14 protein-coding genes and 1 tRNA gene are annotated in these 14,322 nt (G+C 31.7%); 1 reads left to right on the top strand and 14 read right to left on the bottom strand.

Annotated features, from left to right (window positions below; all coding sequences use genetic code 11):
- Positions 1–179: 179 nt before the first annotated feature.
- Positions 180–791 carry a DUF4230 domain-containing protein gene (locus ACKTSW_RS09110; RefSeq protein ID WP_408024956.1) on the bottom strand — a complete coding sequence of 204 codons (612 nt, stop codon included), beginning with the start codon at positions 789–791 and terminating at the stop codon, positions 180–182.
- Between the two features lie 590 nt (positions 792–1,381).
- A tRNA-Pro gene (locus ACKTSW_RS09105) sits at positions 1,382–1,456 on the bottom strand.
- A gap of 163 nt (positions 1,457–1,619) precedes the next feature.
- On the opposite strand from ACKTSW_RS09105, the gene trxB reads away from it, so the two are divergent.
- Positions 1,620–2,558 carry a thioredoxin-disulfide reductase gene (gene trxB, locus ACKTSW_RS09100; RefSeq protein ID WP_408024955.1) on the top strand — a complete coding sequence of 313 codons (939 nt, stop codon included), beginning with the start codon at positions 1,620–1,622 and terminating at the stop codon, positions 2,556–2,558.
- An 86-nt stretch (positions 2,559–2,644) separates the two neighbouring features.
- On the opposite strand, the gene ACKTSW_RS09095 is transcribed toward trxB, so the two are convergent.
- The 12 genes from ACKTSW_RS09095 to ACKTSW_RS09040 form a co-directional block, all read right to left on the bottom strand.
- Positions 2,645–3,259, bottom strand: a complete 615-nt coding sequence (locus ACKTSW_RS09095; RefSeq protein WP_408024954.1) for an aspartyl/asparaginyl beta-hydroxylase domain-containing protein — start codon at positions 3,257–3,259, stop codon at positions 2,645–2,647.
- A gap of 189 nt (positions 3,260–3,448) precedes the next feature.
- Positions 3,449–4,693: a hypothetical protein gene (locus ACKTSW_RS09090; RefSeq protein ID WP_408024953.1), complete on the bottom strand. Its 1,245-nt coding sequence runs from the start codon at positions 4,691–4,693 to the stop codon at positions 3,449–3,451.
- Positions 4,694–4,719: 26 nt separating this feature from the next.
- Positions 4,720–5,442 carry a trypsin-like serine peptidase gene (locus ACKTSW_RS09085; protein ID WP_408024952.1) on the bottom strand — a complete coding sequence of 241 codons (723 nt, stop codon included), beginning with the start codon at positions 5,440–5,442 and terminating at the stop codon, positions 4,720–4,722.
- A gap of 47 nt (positions 5,443–5,489) precedes the next feature.
- Positions 5,490–6,086, bottom strand: a complete 597-nt coding sequence (locus tag ACKTSW_RS09080) for a hypothetical protein (RefSeq protein WP_408024951.1) — start codon at positions 6,084–6,086, stop codon at positions 5,490–5,492.
- Positions 6,076–6,357 (bottom strand): hypothetical protein, encoded by a 282-nt coding sequence (locus tag ACKTSW_RS09075; protein ID WP_408024950.1) that lies wholly within the window; start codon positions 6,355–6,357, stop codon positions 6,076–6,078. The genes ACKTSW_RS09080 and ACKTSW_RS09075 overlap by 11 nt, the downstream gene beginning before the upstream one ends.
- 168 nt (positions 6,358–6,525) lie before the next feature.
- Positions 6,526–7,236: a hypothetical protein gene (locus ACKTSW_RS09070; protein ID WP_408024949.1), complete on the bottom strand. Its 711-nt coding sequence runs from the start codon at positions 7,234–7,236 to the stop codon at positions 6,526–6,528.
- Positions 7,237–7,389: 153 nt separating this feature from the next.
- Entirely contained in the window at positions 7,390–7,959 is a 570-nt protein-coding gene (locus ACKTSW_RS09065; RefSeq protein ID WP_408024948.1) for a hypothetical protein, read from the bottom strand.
- Between the two features lie 214 nt (positions 7,960–8,173).
- A complete protein-coding gene (locus ACKTSW_RS09060) occupies positions 8,174–8,662 on the bottom strand; it encodes a HEPN domain-containing protein (protein ID WP_408024947.1) in 489 nt (162 codons plus the stop codon).
- Complete coding sequence (locus tag ACKTSW_RS09055) at positions 8,652–9,746, bottom strand: DUF262 domain-containing protein (protein WP_408024946.1); 1,095 nt, start codon at positions 9,744–9,746, stop codon at positions 8,652–8,654. The genes ACKTSW_RS09060 and ACKTSW_RS09055 overlap by 11 nt, the downstream gene beginning before the upstream one ends.
- Positions 9,747–10,797: 1,051 nt before the next feature.
- Positions 10,798–12,606 (bottom strand): acyl-CoA dehydrogenase family protein, encoded by a 1,809-nt coding sequence (locus ACKTSW_RS09050; RefSeq protein ID WP_408024945.1) that lies wholly within the window; start codon positions 12,604–12,606, stop codon positions 10,798–10,800.
- 119 nt (positions 12,607–12,725) lie between these two features.
- Positions 12,726–13,916: an acetyl-CoA C-acyltransferase gene (locus ACKTSW_RS09045; RefSeq protein WP_408024944.1), complete on the bottom strand. Its 1,191-nt coding sequence runs from the start codon at positions 13,914–13,916 to the stop codon at positions 12,726–12,728.
- Positions 13,917–13,961: 45 nt separating this feature from the next.
- A complete protein-coding gene (locus ACKTSW_RS09040; RefSeq protein WP_408024943.1) occupies positions 13,962–14,315 on the bottom strand; it encodes a four helix bundle protein in 354 nt (117 codons plus the stop codon).
- Positions 14,316–14,322: the final 7 nt, after the last annotated feature.

The raw sequence follows: 14,322 nt of genomic DNA, 5'->3' as shown, positions 1-14,322 counted from the left end.
TATTTAAAAATATTTATGAATAAGAAAAATTCAAAACCTCCATGTGTGAAATATTTGTCTGCTTTTTCTTGAAGTAACATTAAAGCATCATGATTGCCTACGTAATAGTATAAAAAAAAAGAAAAAGCAGAAATGAATAATAGTTTAAATGTTTTATAATGTTTCTCCATTACTGTTAGTTATTCAATTAAATTTTGAGTTGATTCAGGAATCTTTAAAGCAGTGTAGTCTAGTTTCCATCCAATCGTTTCTACTAAATTTTGCATTAAACTAACAGCTTCTATAGCTTCTTTGTTTGCTGTTTGCATTAAGTTGCTTTCGGGTATTTTTTGAAGAATATGTTCTTTTGCTTCTTTATTAACTTCAGTTAAATCTTCTGAACTGAACTTATTAAGTAAGCCGTTTTGAATGTCATAGAAACGTAAATTAGGTTCTATTGAAAATACTTCAGGTTGTGGGAATTCGGATAAAACTAATACTTTTTTCTTAGTGTCAGTATGCATTTTTATTTTCCTAAAATCAAAACCAATATGCACTTTAGCATTAATTAAAATAATGGCTTTTTTCTTACTAGTAACAAGTCCTAAAAACTTCTCCTTGGTATTTTCGTGATGGTATATTTCAGCAAATTCTCCTTCAACAGTAATTAATTTAGATACTTTCTTAATCTTATCTAATAATACAACCGACTGTTTTTCGGTTAAATTTTTTCTTTTTACTGAGGTGAATTTTTTTAAAATGTAATAAGATATGATGGCTCCACCAGCCAACCCTAAAAAAAGTAATTCCATAAGTACGAATTTACATAAAATCTTGTATAGAATACTAATGTTATAATAGCTGTTTTATATAAAAACACCTTGGTTTATGTTGTAAGCCAAGGTGTAATGTGTGTTTTTAGTTGTTGTAAAAAATATTCTTTGATAAGAAACATAGACCGTCAGTTTAATTGATGCTCTTGTTCATTATTTGAGTTTTTAAAATCACTTTGTCTGTGTTATCTATTTAACTATAAACATTGGCAAGATTAACTAAGATGTTGATTTTAGCAATTTTTTATCAGAGGTTTTTTCGTTAAAATCCAACGCCTGTGAAATTGTTCTAATGCCTTTTTATTAGAATCAATAACATTTATAGTAGATATCATGATTAATAATGGCTTTAATTTCTTAAGATTTAGTTTTTAGGATACTAAGAGTGCTGAATTGGTATGTTTTTTAAAAGCTTCATAATTTGCATTCTTATAAACCTTTCTAGATTTATAAAAAATAAGTACCACTTCATTAGTATACTGTATTTTACAGAAGGTTCTTACTTGTTATTGGAATACACTATCAAGTAATAAAAAAAACCTGAAAATCAAAAGATTTACAGGTTTTTGTCGGGGTGGCAGGATTCGAACCTGCGACCTCCTCGTCCCAAACGAGGCGCGATGACCGGGCTACGCTACACCCCGAATAATTCGGATTGCAAATGTAGAAAAAAAAAGTAGATGACAAATAAAAAAACAAAATATTTATTAAATAATATGATTTTATATGTTCATAGTTAAAATATATTCAAAAGTAGATAATAGATGTAAAAAAAAATTACATTTGTAACTTCAAAATTTTTAGACGATGGCAGAAAAAATTAAATGTTTTATTATTGGTTCTGGACCAGCAGGTTACACAGCAGCAATTTATGCGGCAAGAGCAGATATGAAACCAGTTATGTATACAGGAATGCAAATGGGAGGGCAGTTAACAACAACGACAGAGGTTGATAACTTTCCTGGTTACCCAAATGGAACTGATGGTACAGCAATGATGGAAGATTTAAAAAACCAAGCAGAGCGTTTTGGTACCGATGTTCGTTTTGGAATGGTTACCAAAGTAGAGCTTTCTGAAAAAGAAGGAGGAATACATAAAATAACTGTAGACGAATCAACAGAAATTGAAGCACAAACGGTTATTATTTCTACCGGCGCTACTGCTAAATATTTAGGTTTAGAAAGCGAACAACGTTTAATTGGTGGTGGAGTTTCTGCTTGTGCTACCTGTGATGGTTTCTTTTATAAAGGACAAGATGTTGTTGTAGTTGGGGCAGGAGATACTGCAGCAGAAGAAGCAACATATTTAGCGAATATTTGTAGCAAGGTAACCATATTAGTTCGTAAAGATTATATGCGTGCCTCTAAAGCAATGCAGCACCGTGTTAACAAAACAGAAAATATTACTGTTATGTACAATACTGAAATTGATGAGGTTTTAGGTGAGAATGTGGTTGAAGGTGTTCGTGCTGTAAACAACCAAACTGGAGAGAAAACTGAGATTCCTGTAACAGGTGTATTTATTGCAATTGGACATAAACCAAACTCTGATTTATTTAAGGGTGTGTTAGATATGGATGAAACAGGGTATTTAATTACCAAAGGTAAATCTACCAAAACAAATTTACCAGGAGTTTTTGCTGCTGGAGATATTCAAGATAAAGAATACCGCCAGGCAGTTACTGCTGCAGGTACAGGTTGTATGGCAGCTTTAGATGCAGAGCGTTATTTAGGTGCTTTAGAATAAACGACAAAGAATAAATATATAGATAAAAAAAGGTTACGTTTTAACGTAACCTTTTTTTATTGGTATTAATACAATTATTCTTTCTTTTAGCTATGTTTACTGTCTTTAATTATTTGTCGAATCCAATCGTTCGGAATCATATCTATCGTAAGGTTTATACGTTCTTCATCTCCATCATTTATTACTTTATGCGGGTCGGTAAGACGCATGTACCAACATTCTCCAGTAGCCATTATTACTGGGGTGTTGTTTAAATAAAAAGTAACATTTTCGTTATTAAGAATAGGTATTGTAAGACGAATTACTGACTTTTCAATCTCTAAACCTAAAGTAGGATCGGTATGTTCTTTTACTGTTGAATGTGGAGCTAATCGGAGTAGTCGTACTAAAGTTACAGTAGTGTTTTCTTTAAAAAAATTAACTACGTTGGTTAGGTAAGGAGATTTTTTTAGTGCAAGAGTATCTAACCAATCGGTCCAAGAACCATCAGCATAATCATCTGCAGGAGGAGGGAATGGTAATGAAGTATCTACTAAATGTGCTGGTGACCGTAAAGGAATTACGTCGTAATATTCAAAATTATCTAATTGTAGCGCTTTTGCTTCTTCTAACATTTTAGCAGTTTCAAAACTAAAAGGTAGTTTAATTCGATCGTTAAATGTATCGTTCATTGATAGTGTAGTAGTGTTGTTTGTTTCCATACAATAATTTTATGAAAGGTTACGTTTTTTTGAATATATAAGACAAGGAATAGTTTATAAATATTGCGTAATAGGAATTGAGATGAGCAATAACTATTATTAAGCATAAAAAAAACGACTTCTGTGATTTCAGTGCTTTTTAACTCCTAAATGTAACCTTTATTCTTAACAGCTTATAGTTAAATTAAGTTATTTTTTTAGCAAGTGAAAAGTGATTTTATTTTCTTCTAAATCTTTTAAATATTTAGAAGTGTCAATATCCAACGAATCCAAAAAATTACTATCTAAATTTAAAAAACCTAATTCAACAGAGTCGATTGATTTAGTTGTATCCATATTAATATGAGATTCAATTAAATTGCCAGTTGACGGGAAAGCTTCTTTTATCATGTTAAAAGGTGTAGAGCCTATTAACTCAGCAAATAATTCTGTAGATTTTTGCATATCTGTGTTGGCAGTAGTATTGCTATATTCTAAATATTTTTTTCTTAAAGTGTCTAATGCTAAACCTTTAATTTGTAACTTTTCTTTATTTACATAGGTAGCATCTGCATCAATAAGAGCGTTTCCTTCAATCCACATTTTAAGAGAATCATTATAAATCTTCTCTATTTCATCGTTATTGAGAGCGAGCTGAATTTTATCTAAATTATTTAAAGAGTTGCTGTATTTTTTAAACCAATTTGAATTTTCGTCATCACCTCTATATAAATCAAATGAAATATTAAATATAGCATACGTATTCTCTACTTCATTATTTTTATAATATAAAGTATCTCCTCTTAATTCAAAGTCATTTTCATCAACATTACTAAAATTATCTCCATCATCTGTTGAAATTAAAATTAATAACCCCTTAGTTAATTTACCGTTTGAAACAGGGTATTCCTCTTTTTGAGCACTTATAATTCCTGCGTAACTTGCTTCTAGTTGCGTATCTGGATTAGAATCTGAAAATAAACCCTTAACTAATGATGTAACTGTAATTACTTGGCCTACAAGGGTAGGTGCGAGTTGTAGCGCTGATTGATATTCGGGTTTGTTTAACATGTCAAACTTCGCTTCTAATAAGTCGTTTTTTACGGCAGTCATTTTAACATCAATTGAAATAGCATCTGCATTCAAAGGTATTTTTACAGCAATATTTCTGTTTAGTCCCAAATTGTAATTCTTATTTACTTTTACTTCACGAACGTCTTGAACTGAAGTTGCTTCGATAGTTTCAACGCCTGTTTGATATTTTAAATTTGTAGCCAAAGCAATATTATCTCTTCCTCCAAAAGTATTTTGCCAAAAATTACCTTTTGACATATAGTTAACTGAAGTGAGTTGAATATTTAGATATCCAGAATTTTTTAAAATTTGATTTTCTTTTTGGGTTGTTGAAGCGCCTATAGCAGGCTTCCAAAACTTTTTTGTTCCTAATATTGCCATTTTATATAGATTTTAAAAGTGATTATTTATGCTGAAGCAAGAATTTCTTTGGATTGTTGAATCCAGTTCTTCTTTACATCATTAATTAATGTTCCATTATGTTTTATTGAGTTAACCCCAATAATATACAATTGATTGTTTCTTTTTACCATAATTGGTGAGCCACTATTGCCTGTTGCTGTACTAAGGTTATGCGTAAAACTATGTTCGTTAATCTCAGTGATTTTAGATTTATCTAGAGTCATTCGATACCTGTTTTTGTGTTTTCCTGAGGCTGGATAGCCTGCACAATACACTTCTTCATTAATTGATAAAGAAGAAATATCTTCTAATAAAGGCAACGAGTTTTGGTAGGTAAAGCTGGTGTTGCTATCAATTACATGATTGGGAATATAAATTAAAGCAATGTCATAGAGGCCTCTTGTTGGTTTGTTTCGCATATCATAATCAGGAAAAATGCTAAAGTTTTTAGAGTTTTCTGTGTTTATAGAAAACTTACCATAGTGATACATTTTACCAACTCTTGCAGGTGCTACGACTAGCTTGTTTACGCTTCTATATGTTTTTACAACATTATGTGCAGATGTTAAGAGAACATTTTTATCAATAAAAAAAGAGGTTGAATTAAAGCTAGCTTTAAAAGGCCAAAAGCTTCCTCTTGTTGTTGATTGATAACAAATGTTGTTTAATTTTAACTCTTGAATTTGATTAAATGTTATTTCATCAATTAAATTATTTTCTTCTAACATCGTGTATGTTTTTTATTGGTTATGTAGCATTAGCTTGATTATAGTTTTTATTTAATCCACAGTTCTAGTTGCTTTTTTGGTGCCTTATCACCATATTTTTTTATGAAGACTAATTTTAAGGTAATGTTGAAATCCGTTTTTAGTATTTTTTGAACAGATTTTGCAATTTTCACATCTTCTTCATGAAAATACCGTAGCGTATTGTTTGCACGACCACTTACAAAATCATACCCATATGTTGTATATCCTTTAGCATTTAAAAAGCCTACTAAATCTACTTTTTCAAGTGTAGCTTGTACTTTTTTCGTGTTTACTTGTATGTAAATAGTCGTATTTTGTTTGTTAGCCTCGATTGATTTTTCTAGGTTGTTGTTGGTGATTATTTGGTTAGATGTTCTTAGTATTAAAGTAGTATCGTTGCTTTTTTTAATTTGGCTATCAAGCTCATTGATCAATTCTTTTTTTAATACTAATTTCTTTTCGGTAATCGTAAGCTCTCGGGTTATTTCTTTTAAATTTTGTTGCTTTAATTCAACTTCTTCAGTTATGGTATTTAATTTATACATCATGTAGGCATAACCAATCATGATACATAATAAACCAATAGCTGAAATGATACCAAAATAATTTTTTTTATGCTTCATCGTTACCTCCTATTTTTTGGTTACTGACAAATGTTAATGCCTGATTCCACATTTTTAAAATTCGTCCAATAGAATAGGTAATGGCTCCAGCAGGTACAAACAGACTGATAAACCATTCGATTTTTTCTGGGTTTTTTACCATGATAAAAATTGCTACGGTTAGCAAAATGCTCACAGCAATACAAGAAATTACTACATATAGTATTCTTTCTAATTTAAAGGCTTGTAGTAGTTCTTTAATAGCCAATACTCGTTTGTCGATATCTGACATGTTTTTCTTTGTTTGTTAGTGGTAACGGTTTCGGTTATGAGTAGTTAAGTGGTTTAGGATTGAACTTTGCAAGTACACACTAAGTTAGAAATCTGTGAGAATTTTTAGAAGTAGGTATGAACAAGCAATTACTTATAGCCATAGCCATTGTTGTAAAAAGTAATAGTTCTAATTTTTATTCATTATTATTGGAGCAAGTTCTTTTTTTAATTTATTGAATTCTTCTTTAGACATCATTTCAATTTCCATCAACTCTTTAGCTTCTTTTAATTTTGAAATAGCTTCACCTCTCGTCATTTTTCTATTTTTCAATAAAATTTCACCAGATTCCAAGGCTAATTCTGAATCCATTACACTTAAATATTTATTTACACCAAAAGCACGACCATTAATTTCACCTAATACCATAACGATATAAAGAGGTTTCTTTTTGCTTCCTCTATGGTACGCTTTCATTTCATTTACTATAACTTTAGTATTCTTGAAGCTATTGCTTGCCATTATTTGTGACTCTCCACTTATAGCAGTCATAATACTTCCAAATCCCGCAGGTCTTCCCATTTTAATGAATTCATAAGTTTTAGTAGTTGTACTTCTTGTTTTTGCAGCACCAATTCTTCCTCTTCTCCCATAACTTCCTCCATAAGTGCTTGAATTTGTCTCTTGTGATGTCGGATTCCCTAAAATTAAAGTATCCCCAATTTTAACAACATTTTCACTAACAGTAACATATTTATTTATTTTAGTATTGTTTTTGATGTTTCTAAAAAAATTAATGTCTTGAGTGTTTTCATAAGTCAAAGAGTCTAATTCTCTTTGTGCATTTATACTCGTAATAGTAACTAACGTTAATACAAAAAAAGCAGTAATTTTTTTCATAGTTTTTATTTTTATAACGGTAAATTGTATGAGTAGTGGCAGATTGCGTGGCACTTTCCTGTCAAACAGCTACGCAGTTTAAGCGGGCTACAAACCTTGTTTTTTGCCACATTCCTGCCATTACTTATACAAAATGTTAGCGGTTCGGTTTTTTTACATTGTTATCATTTCGTCAGTTAATATATTGTCAAAATAGCAAGCTAAGTTCGAAGATATTTTATTAAATACGTCAGGAATATAGCTGGTTAAATTTTCTATCTTTAATTCAGTGTCAAGAGGAAAAAAATGGTATTGGTTCAGATAATTTTTAACGTCTGTTTTTTCTGTGTCACTGAGTTTGTCAAACGGGTTATTCATTGAGTAGTTATGGAAGTCAGATAAATGAATAAATCCACAACCAAACTTATAAACATATTGAATGTATCCCATCAATTCATTTGCTTTTTCCACCATATCTCTATCTGTAACTTGTTTCCACTTATTATTGTGTGTCAAAACAGTCCATTTTTCTCCTGATAAAGTTTGTTGTATTAGTCTTTCTCTTTCGGCTATGTTAGCAATTCTACCTAAATACATAACTCGAATAAATGAATCTAATTCTGTTCTAAGCGTTTCCATACATTTTCCGATGCGTCTTTTTTCAAAGTCGTCTTTCAATGATTCGGAATTCTCTTTACTTCTATTTTGAATTAGTCCAATAAATTGTTGTTTAATATCTGTCATTTTTTGTTGTCGTTTTAACTGACCGCTAACGGTTAGTATAAGAAAAGTAGGGCAGTTTTAAGCGATACTTTTCGGATGAAACACAAGCCGAATTTTTAAATTTTGTTATTTATCTTTTCTTGTTTTAAATATACCAAATTTAAAAATTTGGCGACTTGACAAATACACACACCTTTCGGTTAAGCACTTTTTGCCCTATTTTTTTTATACATTGTTAGGCACGGGCATTTGTCAGTAAATCTTGTTCAATAAAGACGAAAACTTTTACTACTTTAGTAAAATATTCTTCAATTTTTCTAATTGTAATATCTGAATCCTTTCCGTGAGCAATTTTATGTCTATCTTTTATTATATAATTAATTGCGGAAGATTTATCATTAACTTGCATAAATGTGTTTAGTCTTTCTTCAAGAATTGGGCTAAAAATTTTAGTCGTGTCTCTTATTTTTCCTGAATTAGGATTATTAATTCGCTGTAATTGGGATTTTAAATAAGACAAAATCATTTCATCACCTGTCCTTTGTTCCGCAAAATCTGAAAGTGTAATTTTAAGAGCATTTTCTAGAAAACCTGAACATAGAATACAAAGATATTTTGCTAAATGAGATTGCAATTCGTCATCTGGCTCAAAACTATCTCTTGTGTTTCTAATAAGATTTGTTAGTCTTAAATATTGTCTTTCTAAATCGGGATTATTGAACATACTCAACTATAAAATCGTTAAACATTTTATGTCTTGCTTCAACTACTTTGTCATCCGAAGTTGCTCTCGTTATAGAATCAATAAAATCTTGGTCTTTGTACAATTCGTTAATATTTGCCACCAAAGATTCAAAATCAATATTTTCATCAAGTCTAGTAGCAATTCCGACCATTAGCACTTCAAATGCTGAAGCATTAAAAACTCGGTCTGGTCTGAATGCTGATTTACCAAAATTATCTAATATTCTATTTGTTGTTGTTTTGAATACAGTCGATAATCTGTCAATTTCTGAATCAATAGGATTTCTATATTTGCCATTAAATTTATTTAAAAATTCTTTCAGAGGTTTAGTATAAATATCTAGGGAAGTATACATTGCGAAAAATCTCAAAATCATCTCTTGGTCTTTAAGACGATTATTCTTTTTTCCAAAAAGTTCTCTCCAAGGTTCGTAATCATTTAATTCAACAATCAGTTCATTCAATTTTCCGATGTAAATTGCTGACCTAATCTCTTGAGGTGTTAATTTTCTTCCACCTGTATTTAATCTCTCAAAAACGTGATAAATACTTGTGTTATCATCATTTGGTGTTTCTTGTTTAATTATTGTCGCGTGAATTATTGAATCGTCTAGGTTAATTCTATCTTCTTCTTCTAATTCATCATAAGTTTTTCCTTCAAATTGTTGTTGTACATTTTTAAGTTTAAACACTTTCTTTCTATTGTCTCCTTCTTTTGGATTAAAAAAACCTTCGTAGAAAAACAAAAGAGATTTAAGGCGTTGCTGTCCGTCAATAACAGATAATTTATTTGAATCACTTTCTTTTGCTAAAAATACGCCAGGAACTGGAAGTCCTAGTAAAAGGGATTCAATCAATCTAGATGCTTCTGCTTGATTCCAAACATAATCTCTTTGAAATGGTGGTATAAAAATATCTCCTCTTTTAAGCCTTTTGACAAGTCCCTCAACATCATAGTCGGCACCATAACTAGATATGTCGTAAATTATTGGTGCAATTGATTCTTCTTTCTCATCTACATCAATTATTTTTTCGTCTATTTCCTCGTTTTCAGTTCCATTCATAGTTTTTTCGTTTTAGTGTTTTCCTGCTTGTGCCTAACTTGTTTATAAAAGCACCTCTATTCCTCTTATACATCCAATATGGTGGTATAAAAGTACTTTTTGTGCTTTTAAAGTTATTACAAAAAGAGTAATCAAATTTGAGAAAAACCGTAAAATAAGTAGTGGATTCCCGTAATTTTTTAAAAATAGAGAATATTAGAGTTATAATTTTATGAGATAACCACGTCGTTGTCACTCTTCGTTATGAGGATGTTTGCTATACTTTGAGAGATAAGCACGTTGCTGTGGTTATTCGTTATGATGTATTTTGTGGTAAAAGTAAAAGCCTCATACTAACAACCATATAAGGGTGTATAGTATGAGGTTTTGTTGTTATTACTCCATTTGAAATGACAACTGTACTGAATTATTCAGCTGAGGTTGCTTTTTTAAAGTGTATCATCGATACATCGTACATTAATAAATTTAGTTTTTTTCTATGTCAAAGCTATACTTGTTAATTTGTTTAATAGTTTTTAAAAATTCTTGTTCCCTTTGTCCGCAATACATCATGGTGATAGGACCTGCTTCTTCAAAAAAAATAGCGTTTCTTCACTTAAAGTAAACGTAGCATAATACCCATTGCAACCATTATTACTATAAATTTTCATTGTTTCTTTATCAAACGTAAGTTGCGGTTTTTTGTAGGAATGAATCCTTCAAAAGCAATTTTGAGTCCAGAGATATATTCTAATTCCCAAGTAGTATTAAATTGTTAGTAGCATCTTCTTTAGTACAAGAACTGCGATTAGTAACATAATAGCGAATAAAATGATAGTTTTTTCATGTTTAATAGTTTATTGGTTCGTGTTAAAATCGATGGTGTTTTTATTTCAACTATTCTTGAAGTTTTGCATCAACTAATTTGTAAGTAGTTTTACTGGGTTGGTATTGATTAGTTAATATTTCTTTAGGAGAAAAAAAAAGACCGCCAAAAACTAATTTGACGATCTTTTAAACAAACAACTAAATTCTAAAACCTATAAAAGTTAAAGAAAATCTTTCTATTTTTTTAGAAGCAGTATTTATTTTCTGCTTTTAGTTTTTCTGCAATTGTATTGCGTAACTCTATTACGTTAGGGTAGTTTGCGTATTTTGTAAAACGCTTAAGCCCCATTAACATCATACGTTGTTCATCACCTTCAGCGAAAGAGATAATTCCTTCTCTTGCACTCTTAGTAATCATTTCTACGGCATTGTATAAGTATAATTTAGCCATTGCAATCTGTTCTTTTTGAGCTTCTTCACCAAAACGCTTCGCGTTCTTTTCAGTTCTTAAGATTCCAGATTCTGCCATGTATATTTCAATTAAAATATTTGAAGCAGCCGTTAATAACTGTTGGTGTTGCTCTAATTCAGGACCAAATTTTTGTAATGCAGCTCCAGCTACCATTAAGAATACTTTCTTTAATTTAGCGATCATCTCTTTTTCCTCTGAGAATAATTCAGAGTAATCTGGAGTATCGAAAGAAGGAATTCCCATTAATTCGTTTTGAACTGCCATTGCAGGATTTAATAAATCTACATGACCTTTCATTGCTTTTTTAACTAGCATTCCTACCGATAACAAACGGTTAATTTCGTTAGTTCCTTCATAAATACGAGCAATACGAGCATCTCTCCATGCAGACTCCATTGGAGTTTCTTCAGAGAATCCCATACCTCCGTAAATTTGGATTCCTTCGTCAGCACAGTTTTGTACGTCTTCAGAAACAGCTACTTTTAAAATTGAACACTCAATAGCATATTCTTCAACACCTTTTAATTCTGCATCTTGATGAGAACTTCCTTCTGCTTCACGAATAGCAATTCTATCTTCAATGTTTTTAGCAGCTCTGTACGATGCAGATTCACCAACATAGGCACTAGTAGCCATTTCAGCTAATTTCATTTTAATAGCACCAAACTCAGCAATAGGCGTTTTAAATTGCTTACGCTCGTTTGCATAGTTTACAGCATGGCTAATAATTCTTCTTTGAGAATCTAAACAGGCACCTGCTAATTTGATACGACCAACGTTTAAGGCGTTCATGGCAATTTTAAATCCACCACCACGAACAGATAACATGTTTTCAACAGGAATTAAAGTGTCGTTGAAAAATACCTGACGTGTAGATGATGCACGAATACCTAATTTGTGTTCTTCTTCTCCTAAAGTTACTCCGTTAGGGTTGTTTTTATCATATTCTAAGATAAAACCAGTAATATTTTTATCGTCTTCAATACGAGCAAAAACGATGAAGATTTCAGCAAAACCTGCATTCGAAATCCACATTTTTTGTCCGTTAATTTTATAATGTTTTCCGTCTTCAGTTAACTCAGCAGTAGTTTTACCTGAGTTCGCATCGGATCCTGCCCCTGGTTCTGTTAAACAGTAAGCTCCAAAACGCTCACCCATTGCTAAGGCAGGAACGTATTTTTGCTTTTGCTCTTCGGTACCGTATAATGTAATTGGCATCGTACCAATACCTGTATGCGCTCCAAAAGCTGTACTAAAAGATCCTGTTCCACTTGAAATGTAATCACATGTTAACATGGTAGAAACGAATCCCATTCCTAATCCGCCATAGGCTTCAGGAACAGCCACACCTAAGAATCCTAATTCACCTGCTTTACGCATGGTTTCTTCAGTAAGTGCGTAATCTTTCGCCTCAAAACGGTCTTTATGAGGAATGATTTCACGGTCGTTAAATTCTTTAACCGCATCACGCATCATTGTTTGCTCTTCTGAAAAATCTTCAGGAGTAAATATATCTTCACATTTTGTTTCTTTTACTAGGAACTGCCCTCCGCGTAAAAGATCTTTATTTAATTCTGACATAATCATAGATTTTAGTATTTAGTAGTGAGTATTGAGATACTAACTACTTTTATAATTTTGTTACTTATTTTTTAAAAGAGATGAGAAAATTCTCAATACTCAATACTTATATCTTAATTTTAATTTAAGAATTCAAAAATACCAGCAGCACCTTGACCAGTACCTACACACATGGTTACCATTCCGTATTTGTTATTCATGTTACGCTTACGCATTTCATCAAATAATTGAACAGACAGTTTACCTCCAGTACATCCTAATGGATGGCCTAAAGCAATTGCTCCACCGTTTACATTAATGATATCCGGATTTAATCCTAACTCGCGAATAACTGCTAATGATTGTGAAGCAAATGCTTCATTTAGTTCAATTAATTCAATATCACTCTGTTGTAAACCTGCTTGTTTTAATGCTTTTGGAATTGCTGCTACAGGACCAATTCCCATAATACGAGGTGGAACTCCTGCAGCTGCATAACTTACTAAACGAGCTTCTGGTTGAATACCTAACTCTTTTACCATATCTTCACTCATTACCATAACAAAGGCAGCTCCATCACTTGTTTGTGATGAGTTACCAGCAGTAACAGAACCGTCAGCAGCAAATACTGGACGTAATCTTGCTAAGGCTTCTACGCTAGTTCCACGACGTGGACCTTCGTCTTTAGTAACTGTGTAATTTCTTATAGCACGTTTTCCATTTCCATCAATATATGTTTCTTCTACATCGATTGGTGCTATTTGATCTTGGAAACGATTGCTATCTAACGCTTTTAAAGCTTTCATGTGCGATTCGTAAGCAAATTGATCTTGGTCTGCACGAGATACATTGTATTGTTGGGCTACTGCTTCTGCAGTATTACCCATTCCCCAATAGTAATCTTCGTGACCTGCATTTACGATATCGTAGTTTAATTCTGGTTTAAAACCTGTCATTGGTACAGAACTCATACTTTCTGCTCCACCAGCAATAATACATTCTGCCATTCCAGATTGAATTTTTGCTACTGCCATTGCAATAGTTTCTACTCCTGATGAACAAAAACGGTTAACGGTAACTCCAGGAACATCTACAGAATCTAATCCGATTAACGAAATAATTCTTGCCATGTTTAATCCTTGAGAACCTTCTGGCATTGCGTTACCAACAATAACATCGTCGATACGCTTTACATCGAATTCTGGCAACTTAGTCATCATATACTTGATGGTTTCGGCAGCTAATTCGTCGGCTCTTTTAAATCTGAACACACCCTTTTTAGACTTACCTACGGCGGTTCTATATCCTTTTACTATATATGCTGTTTTCATTTTATTTTTAGTATTGAGTATTGAGGTTTTAGTATTGAGTATTTATCAGGCTTTTAACTTTTGCTGAAAATCATAATTCATTTCTTGAATTTCAATACACAACTCAATAACGGGTTGTACTTTATCTTTATGTATTAGGTTCAATTCAATAACTAATAGTAATTGCGTTTGAAGTTCGTATGAAGAACCATTTGCAATACTCAAAAAGTGTTTGAATTCTTTTTGTGAATTTCTACCAGCTCCTTCAGCTATATTTGAAGGAATCGAAATAGCACTTCTCTTTATTTGAGATGTTAGCCCGAATTTTTCATCCGATGGTAATTCTGAAATAAGTAGATAGGTAGCCTTTGCTAACTCTATTGATTTTTGCCATATTTTTAAATCTTCTACTTTATGCATTTCTAAC

It is taken from the genome of Tenacibaculum sediminilitoris, assembly GCF_964513795.1.
In the GTDB taxonomy this organism is placed as follows: Bacteria; Bacteroidota; Bacteroidia; order Flavobacteriales; family Flavobacteriaceae; genus Polaribacter; species Polaribacter sediminilitoris.
Note: the sequence above shows the minus strand (reverse complement) of the source record. Positions and strands in the feature narration are given on the sequence as shown.